The 23,595-nt window shown below is 53.3% G+C and carries 21 protein-coding genes; 18 read left to right on the top strand and 3 right to left on the bottom strand.

Annotation, left to right across the window (positions count from 1 at the left end; all coding sequences use genetic code 11):
* The first annotated feature begins 1 nt into the window (after position 1).
* From V5G20_RS19600 to V5G20_RS19585, 4 genes are read left to right on the top strand one after another with little or no spacing between them, the layout of a single operon-like run.
* Positions 2-934: an ABC transporter permease gene (locus V5G20_RS19600; protein WP_024984465.1), complete on the top strand. Its 933-nt coding sequence runs from the start codon at positions 2-4 to the stop codon at positions 932-934.
* Positions 935-943: 9 nt separating this feature from the next.
* The gene (locus tag V5G20_RS19595; RefSeq protein WP_170208325.1) at positions 944-1,882 is read left to right on the top strand and encodes an ABC transporter permease; all 939 of its coding nucleotides are present in this window, start codon (positions 944-946) and stop codon (positions 1,880-1,882) included.
* A 20-nt stretch (positions 1,883-1,902) separates the two neighbouring features.
* Positions 1,903-2,925 carry an ABC transporter ATP-binding protein gene (locus tag V5G20_RS19590; RefSeq protein WP_003387681.1) on the top strand — a complete coding sequence of 341 codons (1,023 nt, stop codon included), beginning with the start codon at positions 1,903-1,905 and terminating at the stop codon, positions 2,923-2,925.
* Positions 2,922-3,869 (top strand): ABC transporter ATP-binding protein, encoded by a 948-nt coding sequence (locus tag V5G20_RS19585; RefSeq protein ID WP_031932345.1) that lies wholly within the window; start codon positions 2,922-2,924, stop codon positions 3,867-3,869. The genes V5G20_RS19590 and V5G20_RS19585 overlap by 4 nt, the downstream gene beginning before the upstream one ends.
* Here the strand turns inward: V5G20_RS19585 and V5G20_RS19580 are convergent.
* Together V5G20_RS19580 and V5G20_RS19575 are read right to left on the bottom strand one after the other, a co-directional pair.
* On the bottom strand, positions 3,860-4,243 hold the full coding sequence (locus tag V5G20_RS19580; RefSeq protein WP_003387677.1) for a DUF3899 domain-containing protein: 384 nt from the start codon (positions 4,241-4,243) through the stop codon (positions 3,860-3,862). The genes V5G20_RS19585 and V5G20_RS19580 overlap by 10 nt on opposite strands.
* Before the next feature lie 249 nt (positions 4,244-4,492).
* Positions 4,493-5,452 (bottom strand): superoxide dismutase, encoded by a 960-nt coding sequence (locus V5G20_RS19575; RefSeq protein ID WP_024984468.1) that lies wholly within the window; start codon positions 5,450-5,452, stop codon positions 4,493-4,495.
* 168 nt (positions 5,453-5,620) lie between these two features.
* Between V5G20_RS19575 and racE the strand changes: the two genes are divergently transcribed.
* From racE to V5G20_RS19515, 12 genes are all read left to right on the top strand, one after another.
* Positions 5,621-6,451, top strand: coding sequence for a glutamate racemase (racE, locus tag V5G20_RS19570; protein WP_338461855.1), 831 nt, complete (start codon positions 5,621-5,623; stop codon positions 6,449-6,451).
* A gap of 148 nt (positions 6,452-6,599) precedes the next feature.
* Positions 6,600-7,658 (top strand): GerMN domain-containing protein, encoded by a 1,059-nt coding sequence (locus V5G20_RS19565; RefSeq protein ID WP_003387674.1) that lies wholly within the window; start codon positions 6,600-6,602, stop codon positions 7,656-7,658.
* Between the two features lie 172 nt (positions 7,659-7,830).
* On the top strand, positions 7,831-8,613 hold the full coding sequence (gene rph / locus V5G20_RS19560; protein ID WP_024984470.1) for a ribonuclease PH: 783 nt from the start codon (positions 7,831-7,833) through the stop codon (positions 8,611-8,613).
* Positions 8,606-9,208: an XTP/dITP diphosphatase gene (locus V5G20_RS19555; protein ID WP_024984471.1), complete on the top strand. Its 603-nt coding sequence runs from the start codon at positions 8,606-8,608 to the stop codon at positions 9,206-9,208. The genes rph and V5G20_RS19555 overlap by 8 nt, the downstream gene beginning before the upstream one ends.
* Positions 9,209-9,237: 29 nt before the next feature.
* Positions 9,238-9,762: a metallophosphoesterase family protein gene (locus tag V5G20_RS19550; protein ID WP_003387671.1), complete on the top strand. Its 525-nt coding sequence runs from the start codon at positions 9,238-9,240 to the stop codon at positions 9,760-9,762.
* Between the two features lie 134 nt (positions 9,763-9,896).
* Positions 9,897-11,189, top strand: coding sequence for a trigger factor (gene tig, locus V5G20_RS19545; protein WP_003387669.1), 1,293 nt, complete (start codon positions 9,897-9,899; stop codon positions 11,187-11,189).
* 220 nt (positions 11,190-11,409) lie between these two features.
* Positions 11,410-11,991, top strand: a complete 582-nt coding sequence (clpP, locus tag V5G20_RS19540) for an ATP-dependent Clp endopeptidase proteolytic subunit ClpP (RefSeq protein WP_003387668.1) — start codon at positions 11,410-11,412, stop codon at positions 11,989-11,991.
* Between the two features lie 22 nt (positions 11,992-12,013).
* A complete protein-coding gene (gene clpX / locus V5G20_RS19535; protein ID WP_003387667.1) occupies positions 12,014-13,279 on the top strand; it encodes an ATP-dependent protease ATP-binding subunit ClpX in 1,266 nt (421 codons plus the stop codon).
* 284 nt (positions 13,280-13,563) lie between these two features.
* Positions 13,564-15,261 carry an ATP-dependent protease LonB gene (gene lonB, locus V5G20_RS19530; protein ID WP_003387666.1) on the top strand — a complete coding sequence of 566 codons (1,698 nt, stop codon included), beginning with the start codon at positions 13,564-13,566 and terminating at the stop codon, positions 15,259-15,261.
* A gap of 249 nt (positions 15,262-15,510) precedes the next feature.
* Entirely contained in the window at positions 15,511-17,850 is a 2,340-nt protein-coding gene (lon, locus tag V5G20_RS19525) for an endopeptidase La (RefSeq protein WP_003387665.1), read from the top strand.
* Positions 17,847-18,512, top strand: coding sequence for a ribosome biogenesis GTP-binding protein YihA/YsxC (gene yihA / locus V5G20_RS19520; protein WP_003387664.1), 666 nt, complete (start codon positions 17,847-17,849; stop codon positions 18,510-18,512). Before lon ends, yihA begins: the two co-directional genes overlap by 4 nt.
* A gap of 38 nt (positions 18,513-18,550) precedes the next feature.
* Positions 18,551-19,903: a protein O-GlcNAcase gene (locus V5G20_RS19515; protein ID WP_003387663.1), complete on the top strand. Its 1,353-nt coding sequence runs from the start codon at positions 18,551-18,553 to the stop codon at positions 19,901-19,903.
* Positions 19,904-20,023: 120 nt separating this feature from the next.
* On the opposite strand, the gene V5G20_RS19510 is transcribed toward V5G20_RS19515, so the two are convergent.
* On the bottom strand, positions 20,024-20,965 hold the full coding sequence (locus tag V5G20_RS19510) for a DMT family transporter (RefSeq protein WP_024984474.1): 942 nt from the start codon (positions 20,963-20,965) through the stop codon (positions 20,024-20,026).
* A 405-nt stretch (positions 20,966-21,370) separates the two neighbouring features.
* Between V5G20_RS19510 and hemA the strand changes: the two genes are divergently transcribed.
* Together hemA and V5G20_RS19500 are read left to right on the top strand one after the other, a co-directional pair.
* Positions 21,371-22,732, top strand: coding sequence for a glutamyl-tRNA reductase (hemA, locus tag V5G20_RS19505; protein WP_003387661.1), 1,362 nt, complete (start codon positions 21,371-21,373; stop codon positions 22,730-22,732).
* 30 nt (positions 22,733-22,762) lie between these two features.
* Entirely contained in the window at positions 22,763-23,581 is an 819-nt protein-coding gene (locus tag V5G20_RS19500; RefSeq protein WP_003387660.1) for a cytochrome C assembly family protein, read from the top strand.
* Positions 23,582-23,595: the final 14 nt, after the last annotated feature.

Genomic DNA, 23,595 nt, shown 5'->3' with positions numbered 1-23,595 from the left:
CATGTCCCATTACCTCGTAAAACGCGTTCTGATGATGCTGCTCACACTGTGGATCATCGTGACGCTGACGTTTTCTTTGATGCATGCCATACCTGGTGATCCGTTTGCTTCCGAATCGGATCAGCTCCCGGAACAAATTTTGGCCAACCTGCGCGCCAAATACAACCTCGATGAGCCGTTGCCCGTACAGTATGTGCTCTATTTGAAAAACCTCGTCATGCTTGACCTCGGTCCATCGATCAAGTCAGACACGCGCGGCGTAAACGATATGATCGCCGACGGATTTTCCGCTTCCGCTACCTTGGGGGCGCAAGCGATTGTCATTGCAATATTTTTCGGGATCACCTTTGGAATCATCGCAGCGCTGAACCGAAACAAATGGCTTGATTACGCTGCGATGGCGATAGCCGTCCTAGGCATTGCCATTCCGAGCTTTATCATGGCGCCGCTCCTGATCAACTTTTTTGCGATCAAGTTTCCGATCTTTCCGGTCGCAACGTGGGGCACCTGGATGCATACGGTTCTGCCGTCGCTCGCCTTGGCTTTCGGGCCGCTGGCGATCATCACCCGTTACATGCGGGCCAGCATGATCGAAGTGATGAACCAGAACTACATTCGCACCGCAGAAGCCAAAGGTGTTCCTACCTTTGCGCTTGTGGTCAAGCACGGCATTCGCAACGCGATCCTGCCGGTCGTCACCTTCTTGGGACCGCTTATCGCTTCGTTGATTACGGGAACGTTCGTGGTGGAGAAAATCTTCGCCGTTCCGGGCATCGGGAAATACTTTGTGGATGGAATCTTTAACCGCGACTACCCGGTAATTTTGGGAACGACGATTTTCTACAGCTCCATCCTGATCGTAACGATCTTCCTGATCGACTTGGCGTACACCCTGATTGACCCGAGAATTAAGCTGACGAACAAGGAGGGATAACCAGTGGCGATGGAACAACGTATCGATCCGCTGTTCCGACCGCTTTCCAAGCAGTCGGAAGCCCATGACATATCCATGCGCCCCAGTCTGACAAATGTTCAGCAAGTGGTGCGCAAACTCGTAAAAAACAAACTGGCCATGCTCGGTCTTGCGATCATCCTGCTGCTCGTGGTGATGGCAATCATCGGTCCCCATCTGGTGCCTTACAGCGCATCGGATCAAAGCCTGCTCACGAAAAACAAGCCGGTGTCGGCAGAGCACTGGTTCGGAACGGATGATCTCGGCCGGGACATGTTCGCCCGTACCTGGGCCGGAGCCCGCATCTCCCTCACGATTGGCGTAGTTGCCGCTCTGATCGATTTGATTATCGGCGTGACCGTCGGCGGTATTGCCGGTTACATGGCCGGCAGAGGAAAGCGGGGTGAGCGGATCGACACCATCATCATGCGTGTGATCGAGGTACTGTACGGGTTGCCGTATCTGCTCGTCGTCATTTTGCTGATGGTCGTGATGGAACCGGGGATGCTCACTATTATCATCGCGCTCTCGGCTACCGGCTGGACAGGGATGGCGCGGCTTGTGCGCGGTCAAATCCTCCAGTTGAAGAACCAGGAGTTCATCCTTGCCTCTCAAGTGCTGGGAGCCAAGTTTTCCCGAATTTTGTTTAAACATCTGATTCCCAATACGATCGGTGTCATCATCGTCAACCTGACCTTTACGATTCCGTCTGCGATTTTCGCGGAATCATTCCTCAGCTTCCTGGGCCTGGGCGTGCAAGCGCCGGACGCAAGCTGGGGAACCATGACCAACGATGCGATGGGGGTTATTTTGACAGGCGACTGGTGGCGGCTTTTCTTCCCTGGCCTGATGATTTCACTGACGATGTTTGCGTTTAACGTATTTGGAGACGGCTTGCAGGATGCACTTGATCCGCGTCTGCGCGAGTAGGACTGGAGGGAGGAACCGCGATGGAAAAACATCTGCTAACGATTGACAACCTGAAAGTGAACTTTAAGACATACGGCGGCGAAGTACAAGCTGTTCGTGGCGTATCCTTCCATGTGGACAAAGGGGAGACGCTGGCGATCGTCGGCGAGAGCGGCTGCGGAAAAAGCGTAACCGCCCAGGCGATCATGGGCTTGATTCCCAATCCTCCGGGCCGGATCGTGGACGGAAAGATCGTCTTTGAAGGAAGCGACATCACCCATCTGACGAAAAAAGAGTGGATGCAAATCCGCGGCTCCAAGATCGGGATGGTGTTCCAGGACCCGATGACTGCGCTCAATCCGACGATGAAGGTCGGAACGCAAATCGTCGAAGGATTTATCCGCAACCATCAGGTAACCCGCGAGGAAGCGCAAAAACGCGCGATTGAGATGCTGCGTCTCGTCGGGATTCCCGATCCGGAAAAACGGGTCGACCAGTATCCGCACCAATTCAGCGGCGGGATGCGCCAGCGTGTCGTCATCGCGATCGCACTGGCGTGCCAGCCCCAGCTTGTCATCGCAGACGAGCCGACGACAGCGCTGGACGTGACGATTCAAGCACAAATCCTCGACCTGCTGCGGCGTCTGCAGGAGGAGCAGGAGCTCTCTGTCGTCATCATTACCCATGATCTCGGCGTCGTGTCTGAAATCGCCCACCGCATGGTTGTCATGTACGCGGGGATCGTGGTGGAGACGGGAACGGTTGAAGACGTGTTTGCCGCGCCGCGCCACCCGTATACATGGGGTCTGATGCGTTCTCTGCCGCGAATTGACGGAGAGGAAAAGCAGCGGCTTGTCCCGATCGACGGAACGCCGCCGGACTTGTTCAACCCGCCGAAGGGCTGTCCTTTTGCAGCCCGCTGCGATTACGCCATGGAAATCTGCAATCAGCAAATGCCCGAGATCAGCACGTTCGAGCCGGGACATCAGGCAGCCTGCTGGTTGCATGATCCGCGTGCGCCGCGTATCGAGGAATTGGTTGCAGCAGGGAGGCAGGGAGAATGAAAGACAACTTGGTAGAAGTAAACAACCTGAAGAAGCACTTTCATATCGGAAACGGCCAGCTTTTGAAGGCGGTCGACGGCGTGACATTTTCCATCAGGCAGGGCGAGACGCTCGGCCTGGTGGGAGAGAGCGGCTGCGGAAAGTCTACGCTGGGGCGGACGATCATCCGTCTTTACGAAAATACGGACGGAGAAGTGCTGTACAAAGGAAAGAACGTCCATCGCCTGAAAGGGAAGGAAGCGGGCCAGTTCAACCGGGATGTACAGATGATCTTCCAGGACCCGCAGGCGAGTCTGAATCCGCGGATGACGGTGGAGGACATTATTGCAGAGGGACTGGACATCCACGGCCTCGCCAGGGGAATGCGCCGGGAGCGCGTTACCGAGCTGCTGCAGCTCGTCGGCCTGAGAAAGGAACACGCTTCCCGTTTTCCGCATGAATTCAGCGGCGGTCAGCGGCAGCGGATCGGCATCGCCAGGGCGCTTGCGGTGGAGCCTGAATTTATCATTGCGGACGAGCCGATTTCCGCCCTGGACGTTTCGATTCAGGCGCAGGTGGTCAATCTGCTGGAGGATTTGCAGGCGGAGCGCGGGCTTACTTATCTGTTCATTGCCCATGATCTGTCGATGGTGAAGCATATCTCGACGCGCATCGGCGTCATGTATTTGGGGAAAATGGTAGAGCTTGCAACCAGCAACGAATTGTACAAGCTGCCGCTGCATCCGTATACGCAGGCGCTGCTCTCCTCGGTGCCGGTGCCAGACCCGACCGTCAAGCGGGAGAGAATTATTTTGCAGGGAGACCTGCCAAGTCCGGCCAACCGCCCGAGCGGCTGCGGTTTCCGTACCCGCTGTCCGAAGGCGACCGAGCGCTGCGCGCTGGAAGAGCCTGTCTGGAAAGAAGCGGAGGCAGGCCACTGGGTAGCCTGCCACCTTTACGACTGATAGAGATAGAAGCAAGTCAGCACAACCGAAAACATCAGCAGGGCAGCCCCCGCCCATAATGACAGAGACGTGCAGATTCGGATCAGCGTCTCTGTCTTTTTTTGCAATACCGGGTCTTTTTCCTGAAACCAATCACTTTCCATGATTCTGGGCCGCTTGAAAAAAAGCAGCTTTACTTGCTTGAAGCCTTGGAGGAAGACAGTGAAAAAGCCGGAGCGAAGCACCAGAGAGATGCTGCCGAGAAGCAAGAAGAACAGTCCCGCCAGAAAGCTTTGGTTGATCAGCCCCAGGAGCGTCTGCGAAGAGAAGAGGAAGCCTGCGGCGAGTGCGAGCAGCAGCGCCGCGGGGAGCAGGTATGTAAGCCGTTTGCCCATGGTGTGATCCACGTCCTTTGTACAGTGAGGTTGAACGGATTCATTTTTCCATAATCCTATGATAACGTATTTTTCCGCTCTCTTGTGTCTAAACCTTTGGAAGCTTAGGAAACTTGTAAAAGCCTTTCATCAATATGATAGGCGGCGAGTGTGGAGGGCCAAACAAATATCCCCGTGCCGCTTGTTTGGCCGGGGATATTTTGATGAAGCAGTTTTTGGATAGGCTTTGGTTTCGACAGGTTTCCTTCGTCAAAATGGCTGCCAGCGCAGGTTTCTCGCTTGCCCAAAGCGCTCCTCTACATAGGGCCAGTTGACCAGCTTCCACCAGTTTTCCACGTAGTGGGCCCGGTCGTTCTTGTACCGCAAGAAATAGGAATGCTCCCAGACATCGAGGACGAGCAGCGGGATGACATCCCACTGCGACAGATTCTGGTGCTTTTCGGCCTGCAAAATCTCCAGGTGCTGTGCACGCGGGGACCAGACGAGAATAGCCCAGCCCGGCCCCTCCACTTTTTCGGCGGCCTGGGAGAAATGGGCTTGAAATGCGGCGAATGAGCCAAAATCGCGGGCGAGCTGTCGCGCAAGATCTCCTGTCGGCTCGCCGCCGCCCTCCGGACTCATTACGTTCCAAAAAATCGTATGGAGGTAATGTCCGGCTCCGTTGAAGGCCAGCTCCCGTTCCCAGTGGCGGACGAGCTCAAAGTCGTTTCTGGCGCGAGCTTCCGCAAGCTTACTCTCCGCCTTGTTGAGATCCTCTACGTACTTGCGATGCAGCTTGTCGTGATGGATGCGCATCGTCTCGGCATCGATATACGGCTCCAGTGCATCGTAGGCATAGGGAATCGGGGGCAATGTATGCTTGCCTATAGGTACAGGCCGAGCGATGGGTACCGGTGCCGGTTGGCGAGCAGGCGGGTACACCGACTGGCTGACTTCGGGCTCCTGTTTTTCGCGGTCCTGGATCAGACGCAGGAACTGGTGGAATTGCTGCTGTACAGCTTCTGCCTGTTGCATCAGCGCAGGAATGGCTGTTGCGGATTCTTCATTTTTAAGTGAATTCGCCCTGCGGCCTATTTGGCTAAAGGCTTCTTCAAATTTGTGCATATGCCTTTCCAGTTCGCGATTGAAGCGATGCTGGCGGCGGAGATGCTCAATCCATTGAATGCCCCACTGGCTCCAGTTGGACAGGTGTCGGGTATGCTCCTGCAATGGTTTTCCTCCTCGCTTGCAATCTCATCTACAAGGTATGACAGAAGCCCAGCGGATGTGCGGCATTCGCGGAGTACATGGTAAATATCCAGCGCATATGGTAGTAGCGAAAATAAAAGGAAGTGGTATGCTATTAGGTATGGACAACACAACAGGGGAGACACACCGATGAGCGACCATGAATCCATTGCAATCATTGATTCCGGAGTGGGGGGGCTGACTGTTGCCAAAGAAGTCATGCGGCAGTTGCCCGGTGAATCCATTCTCTATTTCGGCGATAATGCCCGCTGTCCTTATGGGTCCAGGACGCCGGAAGAAATACGTGCCTACAGTTTTCAGATGATTGAGTTTGTCTCGAAGTTTCCGATCAAGGCGCTCGTCATTGCCTGTAACACAGCGACAGCGGTGGTGCTGGAAGAAGCGAGGAGAAGGCTTCCGTTGCCGGTCATTGGGGTAATCGAGCCGGGGGCAAGGGCAGCGATCAGCGTAACGAAAACAAACCGGATTGGGGTGATCGGAACAGAAACCACGATCCGCACCAAAGCATATGAGCAGGCCGTCAAGCAGTTGAGACCCGATTCATGTGTAGTCGGACTTGCTTGTCCTGCCTTCGTGCCTCTGGTGGAGACGCATTGTCAGCATTCAGAGGAAGCGCAAAAAGAGGTGGAGCGGACCCTTGAGCCGTTGCAGGGTCTCGAACTGGACACCTTGATTCTCGGGTGCACGCACTATCCGCTGCTTGCGCCATTGATTCAGAAAGCCGTCGGATCGGGGGTTGCCCTCATCAGCTCGGCGGAGGAAACGGCACGCGAGGTAAGCCGGTTGCTGGGAGACGTCACGAACGGTTTGGCGCGGGGAAAAGAGCGACCTGCAGATCCTCCCAGACACTGCTTTTACACGAGCGGAAATGCGCTTTCCTTCCAGCGAATAGCGGAAGAATGGCTGGGCTTTCCGGTACAGGTTGAAAGCAGGTCGCTGGAAAAGCTGTATCAATCCTGAGTCGGCAAATAAACGCAGGAGGTTCTTTTTCGTCAGTCATTCTCTGATTGACGCGAAAGAACCTTCCTTTTTGCGGACAAACAACGCATAAACCCAAGCCATGCTCGTATACATGTTAGTACAAAGTGTCTGGAGGAGGCTGGATAACATGGAAATACGACGCATCGGCAAAATGACGGCCGTGATCGGGGTTAGCGCCCTGCTGCTTTCAGGGTGCGGATTGTTTGGGCCGGAAAAGGAAGCGACCAGCATCGACCCGCCCCCGTTGTCGGAAGTGGCGGTGGAGACGCCAGGTACCCAAACCCCCGCAGACGCTGCAGCCGGAGAGACAGTGGCGGCAACACAGGAATCGGTCGACCGAACCGTTTATCTGCTTGATAATAATGGATACGTCGTACCTGTATCGTTGACGCTGCCAAAGGTGGAAGGCATGGCAAAGCAGGTACTGACCTACATGGTGAAAGGCGGTCCGGTAGAGAGCATGCTGCCCAGCGGTTTTTCGGCCGTCCTGCCAAAAGGGACAGAGGTAAAGGGGCTTGTCATCAAGGAAGGTGTGGCTACGGTCGACTTTTCCAAGGAGTTTAAGAAGTACGACGAAAAGCAGGAAAAAAAGATTGTCGATGCGGTGACGCGGGCACTCACTGAGTTTGGCAACGTAAAATCGGTACAGATCTGGGTAAACGGCACGCCGCTCTCGGAAATGCCGGCAAGCAACACGCCAACCACGTACCTCGACCGCAATCAGGGAGTCAACGTGGAGCTCGGAGAGGGGGCGGTACCCGGGAAAACGTCCTCGGTCACCGTCTATTTTCAGGGGCAGCTCGATGACAAACGGACGTATTTTGTACCGGTGACGAGGCTGGTGCCAGAAACAGAGAACCTTGCCAAAGCAGCTGTAGAGGAATTGATCAAGGGACCAAAAGAAGGCTCGCCTCTTTTCAGCTCGCTGCTGCAGACGACCCGCGTTCTCGATGTTCGCCAGGAAAACGGGCTGGTCACTGTCAATCTGAGCGATGATATCCTGAAATACGATGACGGCAGGGAAGCGAGTCCGGAGGCTTTGGAATCGCTGGTGTTGTCGCTTTCCGACAGTACGGGAGCGAAAAATGTTCAGCTCATGGTGGAAGGCAAGCCGCTCAAGAGCGGAAGCTTTGATTTCAGCAAGCCGGTCAGCCGGTCCGTTCACATCAACCCGATCCAATATTAAGGAAGGATATCATTCCACGCCTCTGGTCCCGGCGTGGTTTTGCTTTTCCGAAAGTCGGCCGGCAAACTTTCAACGCACCTGCGCAAGTCAAACCCCGTGCAGAGTGGCAAGTGGTTTTGTCTCTCTGGTATAATGGGCGGAGTTGATGAAAGTACACTAGGAGGAACATGGAATGAGAAATGATGGCCGCACCCATGACCAACTGCGTCCTGTTAAGATTACGCGGAATTACATCAAGCACGCGGAAGGTTCTTGCCTGATCGAGGTGGGAGACACCAAAGTAATCTGCACGGCGACGCTGGAGGACCGCGTTCCGCCGTTCATGCGCGGTGGCGGCAAAGGATGGATTACAGCCGAATACGCCATGCTCCCCCGGGCTACGGAATCACGCAATGCCCGAGAGTCTTCCAAAGGGAAAGTGGCAGGGCGAACCATGGAAATCCAGCGTCTGATCGGTCGGGCACTGCGGTCTGTCGTTCAACTGGAAGCGATGGGTGAACGTACGATCTGGCTGGACTGCGACGTAATCCAGGCGGACGGAGGCACCCGGACAGCGTCGATTACCGGAGCCTACGTGGCGATGGTAGAAGCAATGTCAAAGCTCGTCGAAAACGGTACGTGGAAACAGTACCCGCTGACTGATTTTCTCGCAGCGACATCTGTCGGAATTATCGACGGGGAAGTCTTGCTTGATCTGAACTACAAGGAAGACTCGACAGCGACGGTCGATATGAACATCGTGATGACCGGGGAAGGAAAATTCGTCGAGCTGCAAGGCACCGGGGAAGAGGCTCCTTTTTCCGTAGAACAGCTGCAGGAGCTGCTTGCACTGGCGAAAAAGGGCATTGACCAGCTATTTGCCGCTCAAAGGGAGGCCTTGTCCGAGCTGACGCTCTCTTTTGAGAACAAAGGCGAAGGCGATCAGGAGAAAGAGGCGGAGGAAAATCATGTCTGAACCGAAAAAAGTCGTACTCGCTACGCGGAACAAAGGAAAAGTGAAGGAGTTTAACAAGCTCTTTGCAGAATTGGGATGGGAAGGAATCAGCCTGGATGCGTTCGAAGGCGTTCCGGAAGTGGTGGAGGACGGCGATACGTTTGAAGCCAACGCACTGAAAAAAGCTGTAACCATTTCTACATACTTGAACATGCCGGCAGTCGGTGACGATTCCGGTCTGGAGGTAGATGCGCTGGGCGGCCGTCCCGGCGTCTACTCCGCCCGGTACTCCGGCGAGAATGCGTCTGATGAAGCCAACTGGCGAAAACTGCTGGGCGAGCTGGCTGACGTGCCGGACGAGCAGAGGACGGCGAGATTTCGCTGCGTACTCGCCCTCGTGGAGCCGGGACGGGAGCCGGTAGTGGCAGCGGGCTCCTGCGAGGGTGTGATCGCCCGCGAACCAAAAGGCACCAATGGCTTCGGCTACGACCCGGTTTTTTATCTGCCGCAGCAAAAGAAAATGATGGCCGAGCTGACATCCGAGGAAAAAAATCAGATCAGCCACCGCGCCATGGCCATGCAGAATTTGCTGACGACCTTAAAGTCCGGCGAGTAATTCAGTGTACGCAAGGAGAGTGAGGAAAAGTGAGCATTCTCATCCTGAGCGATACCCATGGACTGGTCCGTGAAGTAAAGGAAGTAGTCGAAAGACACAAGGCGGAGATGGTCTTTCACTGCGGCGATTACTGCGTCGACCATCAGCGCGAGCCGTTTTCGGGCATGAAACTGGTCAAGGGAAATTGCGATTTCCCTTCGGACGTGCCGACTGAGAGGAAGACCTCCTGGAAGGGACTTACGATCCTCCAGACACATGGACATTTGTTTGGCGTGAAAAGCTCGCTGCTGCGCCTTCATTACCGAGCAGAGGAAACAGGGGCGAACGTAGTGCTGTTCGGTCATTCCCACGTGCCGGGATGCGCAGTTGAGCGCGACATCCTTTTTTTGAATCCGGGGAGCCTGCAGCTTCCGCGGGGGTATGATGTCCCGACGTATGCGATTTTGAAAAAAGTCGAGCAAAAAGAGTCGGCCGTGGTCGTTCAGGTAACCTACTACGACCACAAGGGCAAGGTAGCTCCGAAGCTGGGGGGAACTTTTTCCCTGCGGAGCTGACTTCTTGAAAAATGGAGAATATGTGCTATACTTGAATGGTTATAATGGCTAGAATTGCACCGCCCTGTCATCACGGTCCTTGCCAGACCCGACAGGCGTGTTTCTCTTGAATCAATCTAGGAGGGGAAGTTTACGTGGCAGCAAAATGGGAAAAGTTAGAGAATAACCAGGGAGTCCTGACGGTAGAAGTAGACGCTACGCAAGTAGATGCAGCACTTGACCAGGCGTTCAAAAAAGTTTCAAAAAAGGTTAATGTACCAGGCTTCCGCAAGGGAAAAGTACCGCGCAAAATGTTCGAAGCGCGTTTTGGCGTGGAATCTCTCTATCAGGATGCGCTTGATATCATTCTTCCAACCGCTTACGGACAAGCTGTTCGCGAAACGGGCATCGAGCCTGTGGACCGTCCGGAAGTAGACGTAGAACAAATGGAAAAAGGCAAAAGCCTGATCTTCAAGGCGACAGTTACTGTTAAGCCGGAAGTAAAACTGGGCGAATACAAAAACCTGACCATCGAGCCGAAAGAGTTCGCGGTAACTGACGAGGATGTAGACGCTGAACTGAAGCGCATGCAAGAGCGTCACGCCGAGCTGGTTGCTGTAGAAGAAGGCCAAGCTCAAAACGGCGATGTCGTAATGATCGACTTCGAAGGCTTCCAGGATGGAGTGGCATTTGAAGGCGGCAAAGCGGAAGACTATTCTCTGGAGCTCGGTTCCGGAACGTTCATCGCTGGTTTTGAAGAGCAGGTTGTCGGCATGAACATCGGCGAGGAAAAAGAGATCACCGTAACATTCCCGGAAGAGTACCACTCTCCGAACCTGGCTGGCAAAGAAGCTGTTTTCAAAGTGAAGCTGAACAGCCTGAAGCGCAAAAACCTGCCGGCATTGGACGACGAGTTTGCCAAGGACGTAAGCGAGTTCGATACATTGGACGAACTGAAAGCAGACTCCAAGAAAAAGCTGGAAGAGAAAGCTGCACAGGACAAGGAACAATACGTGCGCGAGCAGCTCGTTCTGAAAGCGGCTGAAAACGCTGAAATCGATATTCCAGAAGTCATGATCGAACACGAACTGGATCAAATGGTCAATGAGTTCGGACAACGCCTGCAATTCCAAGGTCTGACTCTGGATCTGTACTACCAATTCTCCGGCATGGATGAAAGCCAACTGCGTGATCAACTGCGCGCTGACGCTACTTCCCGTGTTCGCACTTCTCTGGTGCTGGAAGCAATCGGAAAAGCAGAAAACATCGAAGTCAGTGAAGAGGATGTAACTGCTGAGTTGGAAAAACTGTCTGGCGTTTACGGCCGTCCAGCTGACGAGCTTCGCAAAATTTTCACTGCGCAAGACGGACTGGCTGCACTGTACCGTGATGTGCAAACTCGCAAAACAGTCGATTTCCTGGTTGCAGAAAGCAAAGTTAGTGCATAATCTTAGGAAGACCGCATGATCGTTCGGGGGCGAATTTTCGTTCCCGAACCTTCGATACCAAGGCACGATACCCTCGTGCCTTGTTTTTCACCATCGCGTTTCTTTTTTGTATCCGTCCCGCCGTACAAGCGGGAAATGCTTCATCTGCAGCCGGCCGGCGGCCAAAAAACCGCCAGGGTAAGCTGCAATACCTCTTTTGCTGACAGAGGAGGAAATACATATGTTAATTCCAATGGTAATCGAACAGACCAATCGGGGAGAACGCGCATACGATATTTATTCGCGGCTCCTGAAGGACCGGATTATTTTTCTCGGCAGTGAAATTGACGATGAAGTGGCCAATGTCGTAGTCGCACAATTGCTTTTCTTGCAAGCAGAGGATCCGGAAAAAGACATCAGTCTCTACATAAACTCTCCAGGCGGTTCCGTGACTGCGGGACTTGCCATTTACGACACGATGCAATTTATCAAGCCCGATGTCTCCACTATTTGCGTCGGTATGGCTGCAAGCATGGGAGCCGTGCTTCTGACAGCAGGCGCAAAGGGAAAACGCTTCGCCCTGCCCAACAGTGAAGTGATGATTCACCAGCCACTGGGCGGAGTCCGCGGTCAAGCAGAGGACATTCGGATTCATACCGAATGGATTTTGAAAACAAAGAAGCAGCTGACCCAGATTTTGGCGGACCGGTCCGGTCAGCCTTATGAGCGCGTGGAAAAAGATAGCGATCGTGACAACTTTATGAGCGCAGAGGAAGCCAAAGCCTACGGATTGATCGATGCCATTATTGAACGGAAAAACTGACCCGGTGTGAGGTGATACGCGCATGTTTAAGTTTAATGATGATAAAGGACAGCTGAAATGCTCGTTCTGCGGAAAATCCCAGGAGCAGGTAAGGAAGCTCGTTGCTGGACCTGGCGTTTACATTTGTGATGAGTGCATCGAGCTGTGCAATGAAATCGTTCAGGAAGAGCTGGGTACCGAAGAAGAAATCGACATGAAAGAAATTCCGAAGCCGATGGAAATTCGCAACATCCTCGACGATTATGTGATCGGGCAGGACATGGCGAAAAAATCTCTCTCGGTTGCGGTTTACAACCACTATAAACGGATCAATTCCGGTGCCAAGATCGAGGATGTGGAGCTGCAAAAATCCAACATCCTGCTGATCGGACCGACGGGCAGCGGTAAAACGCTGCTGGCCCAAACACTGGCGCGGATTTTAAATGTTCCGTTTGCCATCGCTGATGCGACATCGCTGACCGAAGCGGGTTATGTGGGCGAAGATGTGGAAAACATTCTTCTGAAACTGATTCAGGCGGCAGATTACGATGTGGAAAAGGCCGAAAAAGGCATAATCTACATTGATGAGATCGATAAAGTCGCACGCAAATCGGAAAATCCGTCGATTACCCGCGACGTATCCGGTGAAGGTGTACAGCAGGCCCTGCTGAAGATTCTGGAAGGAACGGTTGCAAGTGTTCCGCCACAAGGCGGCCGCAAGCATCCGCATCAAGAGTTCATCCAGATCGATACCTCCAATATCCTGTTCATCTGCGGCGGTGCGTTTGACGGTGTTGAACAGATTATCAAGCGCCGTCTGGGCAAAAAAGTAATCGGCTTTGGCACAGATATGAACGAAGGCGTAAAAGGCGACCTCAAGCAAGGCGAGTACCTGAAGTACGTCTTGCCGGAGGATTTGTTGAAGTTTGGCTTGATCCCGGAATTCGTCGGCCGTCTGCCGGTTCTTGCCACGCTCGAACCGCTGGATGAAGAGACGCTGGTGAAAATTCTCACCGAGCCGAAAAATGCGTTGGTCAAACAGTTCCAGAAGCTGATGAGCCTTGATAACGTCGAGCTGGAGTTCGATGCAGGGGCATTGAGCCAGATCGCCAAGGAAGCGATCAAGCGCAATACGGGTGCGCGCGGACTTCGTGCCATCATCGAGCAGATCATGCTGGATATGATGTACGAGCTGCCGTCTCGTGAAGACGTGAGCAAATGCGTCATCACGGAAGAAACGGTTCGCGATAAAGTGAAGCCCCAGCTTTTGACAAAGGAAGGCCAGGAGCGAAAGCACGAGAGCGCCTGATTCATACTAATGCGCAGAAACCACCTCAACCCGAGGTGGTTTTTTTCGTCGGGGACGGACTTTTTTCTTTTTCACGGCCAAGTCCAGATCTAATCTCCAATCCGGCTTTCTGCATCACGGCAATAGACGGGACCTGCTCGTTTTTGAGTTTATGTCCCGCACTGCGAGGCAATACTACTCATTATAGTTCAAGAGACGCGAACGAAAGGCCGTTCTGGGATAGTAACGCCGATGAGTACGGACAGCCTGCTAAATAGTTGCCATGAGCATGGGAGGGACTGCGGATGAACTATACGACACTAGTCATTGCCTGCATTGAAGTGATTGTCGGGATTATCATAGGAACCTACTTTTGGAATTTGCTGCGAACCCAGCGGGCCAACAAGACCTCAACCGAAAAGGAATCGCGCAAAGATCTGGATCAGTTGCGCCGGATGCGCATGATTGCCTTGACCGAGCCGCTGTCAGAAAAAACACGGCCTGCTGCTATGGAAGAAATTGTCGGGCAGGAGGACGGCCTGAGAGCGCTGCGCGCAGCTCTGTGCGGTCCCAATCCGCAGCATGTGATCATTTACGGACCCCCGGGCGTTGGGAAGACGGCTGCTGCGCGGGTAGTATTGGAAGAAGCGAAGAAAAACAAGATGTCGCCTTTCAATTCGGAAGCCAAATTTGTCGAAATAGACGCCACGATTGCCCGTTTTGATGAGAGAGGCATCGCCGACCCGTTGATCGGCTCTGTCCACGATCCCATTTACCAGGGGGCGGGTGCCTTGGGCCAAGCCGGGGTGCCGCAGCCAAAGCCCGGAGCCGTGACCAAAGCGCATGGAGGCATACTGTTTTTGGATGAGATCGGGGAGCTTCACCCCGTTCAGATGAATAAGCTGCTGAAAGTATTGGAAGACCGAAAAGTCATGCTGGAGAGTGCCTACTACAGCGAAGAAAACACGCAGATTCCTTCGCATATACACGAAGTATTCAAGTACGGGCTCCCGGCTGATTTTCGCCTGGTCGGAGCAACGACGAGGATGCCGGAGGAATTGCCTGCCGCTCTTCGTTCCCGCTGTCTGGAAATCTTTTTCCGTCCGCTCAAACCGGCCGAGATCGGCAGCATCGTTCGTACGGCTGTTTCGAAAATGGACATGACGATGGAGGATGCCGCTGTACATGTGATTGAGCGGTACGCGACCAATGGACGGGAAGCGATCAATACAGTGCAGATCGCCGCAGGGATTGCCTTGACGGAGGAGAGAAAAGTTATACAGTCCTCCGATGTCGAATGGGTCGTTCATAGCAGTCAAAAGTCGCCGAGACAGGAAAAGCAGGTACACTCCACTCCGCAGGTCGGTTTGGTCAACGGTCTGGCCGTCTACGGACCGAATATGGGCAGCGTAATGGAACTGGAAGTAACTGCGACACGTGCAGCGATCGCAGGAAACGGACGCATCACGACGACCGGCCTCGCCGAAGAGGAGGAAATCGGCGGCAGAAGCAGAACGATCAGGCGCAAGTCCATGGCCAAGGGTTCGATCGACAACGTTCTGACAGTGCTGCACCGCTTGGGCATCCACCCTTACAATTACGATCTCCACATCAACTTCCCTGGCGGAGTGCCTGTAGATGGGCCATCTGCTGGTATCGCGATTACGACAGCCATCTATTCTGCGATCAAGGAAATCCCGGTAGATAATCTGCTGGCGATGACGGGGGAAGTCAGCATTCACGGAAAGGTGAAGCCTGTCGGCGGAGTAGTGGCCAAGGTGGAGGCTGCCCGCGCAGCAGGAGCGACGCGTGTGTTTATCCCGGAAGAGAACTGGCAAAGCCTGTTTTCCGACATGAAGGGGATCGAAGTCATTCCTGTTTCAACTGTGCAGCAGGTTTTGGAGCTGGCCTTTAAGGATCATGCCGAGCCGGAGGTTGAAAGTGCCGGATTTACGCTGCAGCTGCCTGCAGAAGACCTGGCGTCCTCGCCACTCTCCTTGTAAAGAAGGATCGCACCTTGAAATTAGACATCGGAATGTGTTTGCGCTACAATGGTAAGAAGCTTCGACTTTCTCCAAAAGAAGGGAGAAAGCAGCGTGTCTTGGTGACCAAAAACGGCTGTTCAGGAGCCGTTTTTGCTTGTATAAAAAAGGCGGTCCGACCAAGTCTTTCATTTTGGGCAAGCATGGTTAACCCGCTTTTTCACACAAAAACTGCAAGAGACTGTTCAGATCAAGGAGAGGTGCATAAGATTGGGCGATCGTTCCGGTAAACGAGAGATTCCGCTCCTCCCGCTGCGTGGGCTGCTTGTGTATCCATCGATGGTGCTGCATCTGGATGTCGGACGGGAAAAGTCTGTCCGTGCACTGGAGCAGGCCATGGTGGATGACAACAAGATTTTGCTTGCAACGCAGGAGGAAGTCCATATAGAAGAACCTGAGGCCGAACAAATTTACAATGTCGGCACCGTAGCCCGCGTCAAACAGATGCTGAAGCTCCCAAACGGGACCATCCGGGTGTTGGTCGAGGGATTGCAACGGGCCAAAATTGAAGAGTATGTTCGCCAGGAAGATTTCTTTCAGGTAACCATTACGTATCTGGAGGAGGAAAGCGGAGACGAAAACGAAGTGGAAGCGCTGATGCGCGCCGTACTCAACCACTTTGAGCAGTTCATCAAGCTTTCCAAGAAGGTATCTCCAGAGACGCTCAGCTCGGTTACAGATATTGAAGAACCAGGTCGTCTGGCGGATGTCATCGCCTCCCACCTGCCGCTGAAAATGCGCGACAAGCAGGAAATTCTGGAGACGACCAACATCAAGGAGCGCCTGAACATTCTCCTCGACATCTTAAACAACGAGCGAGAGGTTTTGGAGCTGGAGCGCAAGATCAGCGGCCGCGTCAAGAAACAGATGGAGCGGACGCAAAAGGAATACTACTTGCGCGAGCAAATGAAAGCGATCCAAAAGGAGCTCGGCGACCGCGACGGACGGCAGGGAGAAGTAGACGAGCTGCGTGCCCAGTTGGACAAATCGGACGCTCCTGAACGGATCAAGAACAAAATCGAAAAAGAGCTGGAACGTCTGGAAAAAATGCCGTCGACCTCCGCAGAAGGGTCCGTCATTCGCACGTACATCGATACGCTGCTGGCGCTCCCTTGGACGAGAAAAACGGTAGACAATCTGGACATCAAGCATGCGGAAGACATTTTGAACGAGGATCATTACGGTCTGGAAAAGCCAAAGGAACGGGTACTGGAGTATCTGGCCGTTCAGAAGCTGGTCAATTCCATGCGTGGCCCGATTCTGTGTCTGGTCGGACCTCCGGGGGTAGGGAAAACCTCATTGGCTCGTTCCATCGCCCGTGCGCTGGAGCGGGAATTCGTGCGGATCTCACTGGGCGGCGTGCGTGACGAAGCGGAAATTCGCGGCCATCGCCGGACCTATGTAGGTGCCCTGCCAGGCCGGATTATCCAGGGAATGAAACAGGCTGGCACAGTCAATCCGGTGTTCCTTCTCGATGAGATCGACAAGCTCGCTTCCGATTTCCGCGGCGATCCTGCTTCCGCTCTGCTGGAAGTGCTGGACCCGAATCAGAACGACAAGTTTAGCGACCACTACATCGAAGAGACGTACGATTTGACCAATGTCATGTTTATCACAACGGCCAACAGCCTGCATACAATTCCCCGACCGCTCCTGGACCGCATGGAGGTCATCTCCATTTCCGGCTATACCGAGCTGGAGAAGCTGAATATCATGCGCGGCTATCTGTTGCCGAAACAAATGCAGGACCACGGTCTTGGCAAGGATAAATTGCAAGTGCAGGAAGAAGCAATGCTAAAGATCATTCGTCAGTATACCCGTGAAGCCGGTGTGCGGAATCTGAATCGCGAGGCGGCCAATGTGTGTCGAAAGGCAGCCAAACTGATCGTTGCCGGCGACAAGAAGCGTGTGGTCGTAACGGCGAAGACAGTGGAAAGTCTTCTCGGCAAGCCGCGCTATCGCTATGGACTTGCTGAAAAAGAGGATCAGGTTGGCTCGGTTACGGGTCTCGCTTGGACCGAAGCGGGCGGCGACACGCTGAATGTTGAAGTAACGGTCTTGCCTGGAAAAGGGAAGCTTACTTTGACAGGCCAATTGGGGGATGTCATGAAGGAGTCCGCTCAGGCTGCATTCAGCTATATTCGCTCGCGGGCTGCCGAGTGGAACGTCGACCCCGATTTCCATGAAAAGAACGACATTCATATCCACGTTCCCGAGGGTGCGATACCAAAGGATGGTCCTTCCGCAGGCATTACGATGGCCACTGCTCTTGTATCGGCTCTGACCGGGATTCCGGTTCGGAAAGAGGTAGGGATGACCGGGGAGATCACACTGCGTGGCCGCGTCCTGCCCATCGGCGGGCTGAAGGAAAAGTCGCTTTCTGCACATCGCGCAGGTTTGACGACTGTCATTTTGCCAAAAGAAAACGAAAAAGACATTGACGATATTCCAGAGAGCGTACGGAAGGATTTGAAGTTTATCCCTGTCGAGCACCTGGATGAAGTGCTTCGCCACGCGCTCGTTAAAAAGACGGTTGGTGATCACGAATGAAGATTACCTCTGCCGAATTTATCACCAGCGCTGTCGGCCCCAATCAATATCCGACTGACGGCCTACCGGAGATTGCTCTGGTAGGTCGATCCAATGTCGGCAAATCCTCGCTGCTGAACAAAATGATGAATCGCAAAGGGCTTGCCAGAACCAGTCAAAAACCGGGTAAAACGCAAACCCTTAACTATTTTCAAGTCAACAAGCAGCTATACTTTGTCGATTTTCCCGGCTACGGCTATGCCAAAGTAGCCAAATCGATCAAAGGCCAATGGGGAAAAATGATCGAGACGTATCTGAAGCAGCGGAAGGAGCTGCGGTTCATCATCCAGCTGGTCGATATTCGCCATGCGCCAAGCAAGGACGATATCGCCATGTATGAATGGTGCAAGGAGATCGGCATTCCGACCGTTGTCGTCGCCACCAAGGGAGATAAAATTGCCCGTGGCCGCTGGCTGCAGCATACAAAAGTGATCCGCCAGCATCTGAATATGCGCGGAGACGATACGATCCTCATTTTCTCGTCCGAGACGGGACAAGGACGGGACGAATTATGGTCTGAGATCAAGCGGCGCCTCTATGAATACGAAGAGGCCAAGCGAGAACAGGCGAAAGAAGAGAAGGTTCCCTCCTCTACCGAACAGGCAGAAGGCAAGGCGCAATAGCAAGCTGGTATACGCCGGACGGGAGAGGAGGCCATTTTGTGACGTGTCACGAACGCTTTCCCATACGGGGTGTCATCGAAGGGTTCTATGGCAAGCCATGGACCCATGAAGAGCGCTTGGACATGATTGATTTTTTAGGCAAGCATCAGTTTAATGCGTACTTTTACGCTCCCAAGGACGATCCGTTTCTCCGGGAGAGGTGGCAGGAGTACCATCCTCCAGTTGAACGGGAGCAAATCGATCAACTCATCGCTGCAGCACATAAGGCGAAGCTGTCATTCTATTACTGTTTGAGTCCCGGCTTGAACATGGAGTACGCGAACCGCGCTCATGCCGATCAACTGCTGGATAAATACCGGTTTATGTACAAGAGGGGAGTCAGGCACTTCGCTCTCCAGTTTGACGATATTCCGCTGGCTCTCTTGCATGAAGTGGATACGAGGAAGTTTGGCACATTGGCGGAGGCTCATGCGGAAACGGCGTTGCAGCTGTACAAGCAGATGGCAAGCTGGCCGGAGCCTGTCAAATTGGTGCTGTGTCCGACGCAGTATTCCGGCATGGGAAATGAACCATACATTACGACACTGGGGCAGCTCTTGCCTGATGAGATCGATCTGTTTTGGACAGGAAGATTCGTCTGTTCCCCTTTTCTTACAGAAGGGGACGCTGTCCGCTTCCGGGAATACACAGGACATCGCCCGTTGTACTGGGACAACTACCCTGTAAATGACCTTGCAATGGCAAACGAGCTCCATATCGGTCCGTTGCGGCACAGAGATCCGGGTTTGGGCCGGCTTTCCGCAGGCTATGTGGCGAATGCGATGGAGTGGGCGGAGAGCTCCAAGATACCGCTGATCACGGTAGCGGATTACTTGAACGACCCGGAGGGCTACGATCCCGTTCAGTCGTGGAGGCGGGCAGTGGAGGAAGTGGCTGGAGCCGACGATGCGGAAGCTTTTCTCCGTTTTGCCGACAATGTGCAAAGCTCATTTTTGAACGAAACAGAGTCCCCAGCTCTGATGGAGACATTTATGCAGTTTCGTTTCCATTTTCTGTATGGAGACAAAAGGCAGGGTACCGAGGAGCTCAGGCGATTGTTCGCCGAGATGGAGGAAACAGCCAATCATCTGCTGACGGGTATGCAGAATCAGAAGCTGTCTGCAGAAATACGCCCATGGGTCGAAAAGTATTGGCACTGGGCCAAGGTAGGACAGACGGCAATTGCCTTGATCGATGCTGGCAGCAGTGGCAGGGTGCCACAAGCGGCCTATCATTTGCTCCGCCTGAAAAGATGGCTGAAGCGGACCGAAAGACTGCCGCAAAAGGTTTGCGGTCAGGTGATGCCCATCTTTGTCGAAGCGCTATTGCAGGAAGTAAAAAAGGCGACATAGAAATGAAAAGGAGCGGGGCTCTCGTACGTACGAGACAGACCCGCTCCTTTTTTTGTTCGATAGTTCGTTTCAGTCTTTGTTCCAATCAACAAATGCCGATCTCACGCTTTCCGAACTTTCTCAAGCCGAACTTCTGTTTTCTTCCTCGCTCTCGCGTCGGCTTCGCGATAGTTTTAGCCATTGGCCAATCGGAAGCTCAGCCAGGATCATTCCGAAGAAAATGAGCAAGCCCCCCAGGATTTGACGACCGGTAAGCACCTCATTGATCCACAGATAAGAGGTAAGGGCGGCAAATACGGGTTCGAGAGCAAAAATGAGTGCGACACGGGTAGAACTGGTCTGCTTTTGCAGAGCCGTCTGTGCGAGAAAGGCAAGCGCAGTCGCAAATATCGAGGTGATGAGCAGTCCTCGTGCGACTTCCGGAATCAAAAGAATCTCCAGATTAAATGCCCTGCTCCAGTCTTCAAACAAGAAGGTATAGACCCAACTGAGAACCGCTACTGTTGCCAACTGCACGATGGCGAGCGGCAAAGCCGAAAATTGCGGCGCGTACTTGCCGGTGACGACGATTTGCAGCGCAAAGCAGATCGCGCATCCAAATACAAGGAGGTCCCCGATGTTGAAGCTGAGCGTCTGGTTCAGGGTCAATAAATACAGACCAATCGCGGCCAGCAAGACGCCGACGATTGCCGCGGGTTTGATGCGGCTGCGCAGGATCAGAAAAGCGAAAAGAGGGACCAGCACAACGGACAGGCCGGTGATAAATCCGGCTTTGGACGGCGTTGTATACAACAGCCCTACTGTTTGCAGCCCATACCCGAGGCAAAGCCAAAACCCGATGATACAGCCGGCTTTGAGCAAGGCGCCGCTCCATGCCCTCCACTGGCTGCGAAAGAACAGGAGTTGTATCACGAGCAGGAACAGGGCGGCGATCGTAAAGCGAATGGCATTGAAAGCGTTCGGCGGCAGCGCTGAGATCGCTTGTTGGACGACGAGAAACGTCGCTCCCCAGACAAATGCGATCAAAAACAGGGTCACATCCGCCATCCACGGTTTTTTCAAAGGCATCTTCTCTCCTTCCACCATCATCAGATGATTCAAAACGTTCAAATGATCTTGCAAGCATGATAAGGGATAGAAAGCGGGAAAGCAAGGGAAAAACTTTGCCTGTGCCTTGCCTTTTTGACAAGGTGTCTGAAAATAAAGAAAACCCGGACTTGGCTTATCCGGTTAGAGGATGGGGATAGAGAAGGGACATTGTCGTCAGAAGCTTACCGAACACCCTGAAGCGGATTGCAAAACGGTTTCGTATGGGGCTGCCTTTCGACGAATATCGCGCGCTCTGTCGCCAAAGTGTCGGCCGTTAATAAACTTTTCACAATTACAACTGACCCGTTCAGGACATAATGATATAATGATAGTGCATTTATTAGAGAATTGACTGGCATGTATGACCGGGAGGACGCTATGGATATTCTTTTGCTGGGTCTTAACTACAAAACGGCACCTGTCGAAATTCGCGAGAAGTTTACTTTCAGCGACGACGGCACGTCTCGGGCTCTTTATCTCCTCTCCCAGACGAAGAGCATCGCGGAATGCGTGATCCTCGGGACTTGCAACCGCACGGAAATTTACGTGGTTTGCGATCAGCTGAACGTCGGTCGCGATTACACGCTTCGATTTTTGGCGGAATGGTTTGGTGTGAGCAAGGAATCTTTTAAGGAACATCTCTATATAAAAGGGAACGAACAAGCCATCGAGCACCTGTTCCGCGTCTCCTGCGGCATGGATTCGATGGTGGTGGGAGAAACGCAGATACTCGGTCAAGTGCGCGATGCTTTTACACAAGCGCAGCAGCAGGAGACGACCGGAACCGTATTCAATATGCTGTTTAAGCAGGCGATCACCTTTGCGAAAAGGGCGCATACAGAGACGGCCATCGGACAGAATGCTGTGTCTGTCAGCTACGCGGCGATCGAGCTGGGGAAAAAGATTTTCGGATCGTTTTCCGGCAAAGAAGTGCTGATCGTCGGAGCGGGAAAAATGAGCGAGCTGACTGCCAAACATCTGCATGCCAATGGTTCGGGACATGTTCGTGTAGCCAACCGGACACTGGAGCGGGCACAGCTGCTTGCCGAGAAATTCCAAGGGGACGCCTGTACGATGGAGCAGTTGTCATCGGCACTGCTCACAGCAGACATCGTCATCAGCTCGACGGGGGCGACGGGATACGTCATCACCAAGGAGCAGCTGCAGCCGATCATGAAGCAGCGCAGGCATCGCCCGCTGTTTATGATCGACATTGCGGTACCGCGGGATCTGGACCCGAGCCTGCACGATCTCGACAACGTATACCTGTACGACATCGACGATCTCGAAGGCATTGTCGCCAGCAACCTGGAAGAGCGTTCCAGAGAAGCGGAACGACTGGAAGGCATGATTGCCGAGGAGATTGTCGCCTTTACGACCTGGTACCAGACATTGGGCGTTTCTCCTCTGATTGCAGCCTTGCGTGAAAAAGCGTTTGATATTCACAGCGAAGGCATGCGCAAGATGGAGAACAAGCTAAGCGGCCTGACAGAAAAAGAGCTGCACATCATCCGCAAGACGACCAAAGGAATGATTAATCAGTTATTGCACGATCCGGTCGTTCGCCTAAAGGAGCTGGCAGCCAAGAAGGATGGCCCCGATGTGTTGGACATGTTCTCTACGATTTTTGCACTCGAAGAGATTCTGGAGCGGGCCGAGCGGGAAGCGAACTGGGAAAAAGAAAAAGCAAAGCAGACTTCCGCGCGTGAACAGGTGCTCGCATCCCGGATCCCTGAGTAGATACCGATACGGAAAGAGAGGAGAGAGTACATGGCCGATGCGAGATGGATCTATGATTTGACGATCTTTCTCTACGCTGCAAGTGTTCTCTTCTATTTCAACGACTTCTTGCAAAGCAACCGGAAAGTCAATCGACTGGCTTTCGGGTTGCTTGCTGTCGTTTGGGCCTTGCAAACTGCTTTTTTTGTCTCGCAAATGGCGGAAAAGGCATACTTCCCCGTCATTACTTTATTTGAGACTTTGTTCTTTTATTCGTGGGTGCTGGTTACGTTATCGCTTGTGATCAACTATTTTTTTCGCATAGATTTGCTGGTGTTTTTTACCAATGTGATCGGGTTTGTCGTGCTGGTTCTGTCCATGTTCTTGCCTGAGACGCCGCTGAACGCCGTATCCGGTCCATTGACGTCGGAGCTGCTTCTGGTTCACATCACGCTGGCGATGTTCAGCTATGGGGCTTTCTCGCTTTCCATGGTTTTCTCGGCCATGTATCTGCTGCAGCACAACATGCTGAAAGCGAAGCGTTGGACGCCGATGCTTCGCCGGCTGCCAAGTCTGGATGTGTTGGAGGGGTACGCGTACCGAATGAACATGCTGGGCGTCCCTATGCTGCTGCTGGCCATTTTGGTCGGCATCATTTGGGGAAAACTGGTACTGCCCGAAAAGTTTTGGCTGGATGCCAAGGTTGTATGGTCGCTCGTCGTCCTGGGCGTGTACTCGTTCGGGCTCTACAAACGGTACAGCGACACATGGCAAATGCGCAGTCTGGCGCTGTTTAATCTGGCGAGCTTCGGGCTGGTGTTGATCAATTTTCTGGCTACCGATTTTTCGAAATTTCATAACTGGCTATAATCGAGTGGCTATGT

The organism is Brevibacillus borstelensis (assembly GCF_036700025.1).
GTDB lineage: Bacteria > Bacillota > Bacilli > Brevibacillales > Brevibacillaceae > Brevibacillus > Brevibacillus borstelensis.
This window is presented reverse-complemented; position numbering and strand designations above follow the sequence as displayed.

What these genes read in the sequence shown, in the direction of transcription:
- V5G20_RS19585 (WP_031932345.1), top strand. Translation starts at nt 2,922, where the DNA reads ATGAAAGACAACTTGGTAGAAGTAAACAACCTGAAGAAGCACTTTCAT.
- V5G20_RS19565 (WP_003387674.1), top strand. Translation starts at nt 6,600, where the DNA reads ATGGAAATACGACGCATCGGCAAAATGACGGCCGTGATCGGGGTTAGC.
- hemA (WP_003387661.1), top strand. Translation starts at nt 21,371, where the DNA reads ATGGATATTCTTTTGCTGGGTCTTAACTACAAAACGGCACCTGTCGAA.
- V5G20_RS19590 (WP_003387681.1), top strand. Translation starts at nt 1,903, where the DNA reads ATGGAAAAACATCTGCTAACGATTGACAACCTGAAAGTGAACTTTAAG.
- V5G20_RS19500 (WP_003387660.1), top strand. Translation starts at nt 22,763, where the DNA reads ATGGCCGATGCGAGATGGATCTATGATTTGACGATCTTTCTCTACGCT.
- racE (WP_338461855.1), top strand. Translation starts at nt 5,621, where the DNA reads ATGAGCGACCATGAATCCATTGCAATCATTGATTCCGGAGTGGGGGGG.
- V5G20_RS19595 (WP_170208325.1), top strand. Translation starts at nt 944, where the DNA reads ATGGAACAACGTATCGATCCGCTGTTCCGACCGCTTTCCAAGCAGTCG.
- V5G20_RS19555 (WP_024984471.1), top strand. Translation starts at nt 8,606, where the DNA reads ATGTCTGAACCGAAAAAAGTCGTACTCGCTACGCGGAACAAAGGAAAA.
- V5G20_RS19600 (WP_024984465.1), top strand. Translation starts at nt 2, where the DNA reads ATGTCCCATTACCTCGTAAAACGCGTTCTGATGATGCTGCTCACACTG.
- rph (WP_024984470.1), top strand. Translation starts at nt 7,831, where the DNA reads ATGAGAAATGATGGCCGCACCCATGACCAACTGCGTCCTGTTAAGATT.
- clpX (WP_003387667.1), top strand. Translation starts at nt 12,014, where the DNA reads ATGTTTAAGTTTAATGATGATAAAGGACAGCTGAAATGCTCGTTCTGC.
- lonB (WP_003387666.1), top strand. Translation starts at nt 13,564, where the DNA reads ATGAACTATACGACACTAGTCATTGCCTGCATTGAAGTGATTGTCGGG.
- clpP (WP_003387668.1), top strand. Translation starts at nt 11,410, where the DNA reads ATGTTAATTCCAATGGTAATCGAACAGACCAATCGGGGAGAACGCGCA.
- yihA (WP_003387664.1), top strand. Translation starts at nt 17,847, where the DNA reads ATGAAGATTACCTCTGCCGAATTTATCACCAGCGCTGTCGGCCCCAAT.
- V5G20_RS19580 (WP_003387677.1), bottom strand. Translation starts at nt 4,243, where the DNA reads ATGGGCAAACGGCTTACATACCTGCTCCCCGCGGCGCTGCTGCTCGCA.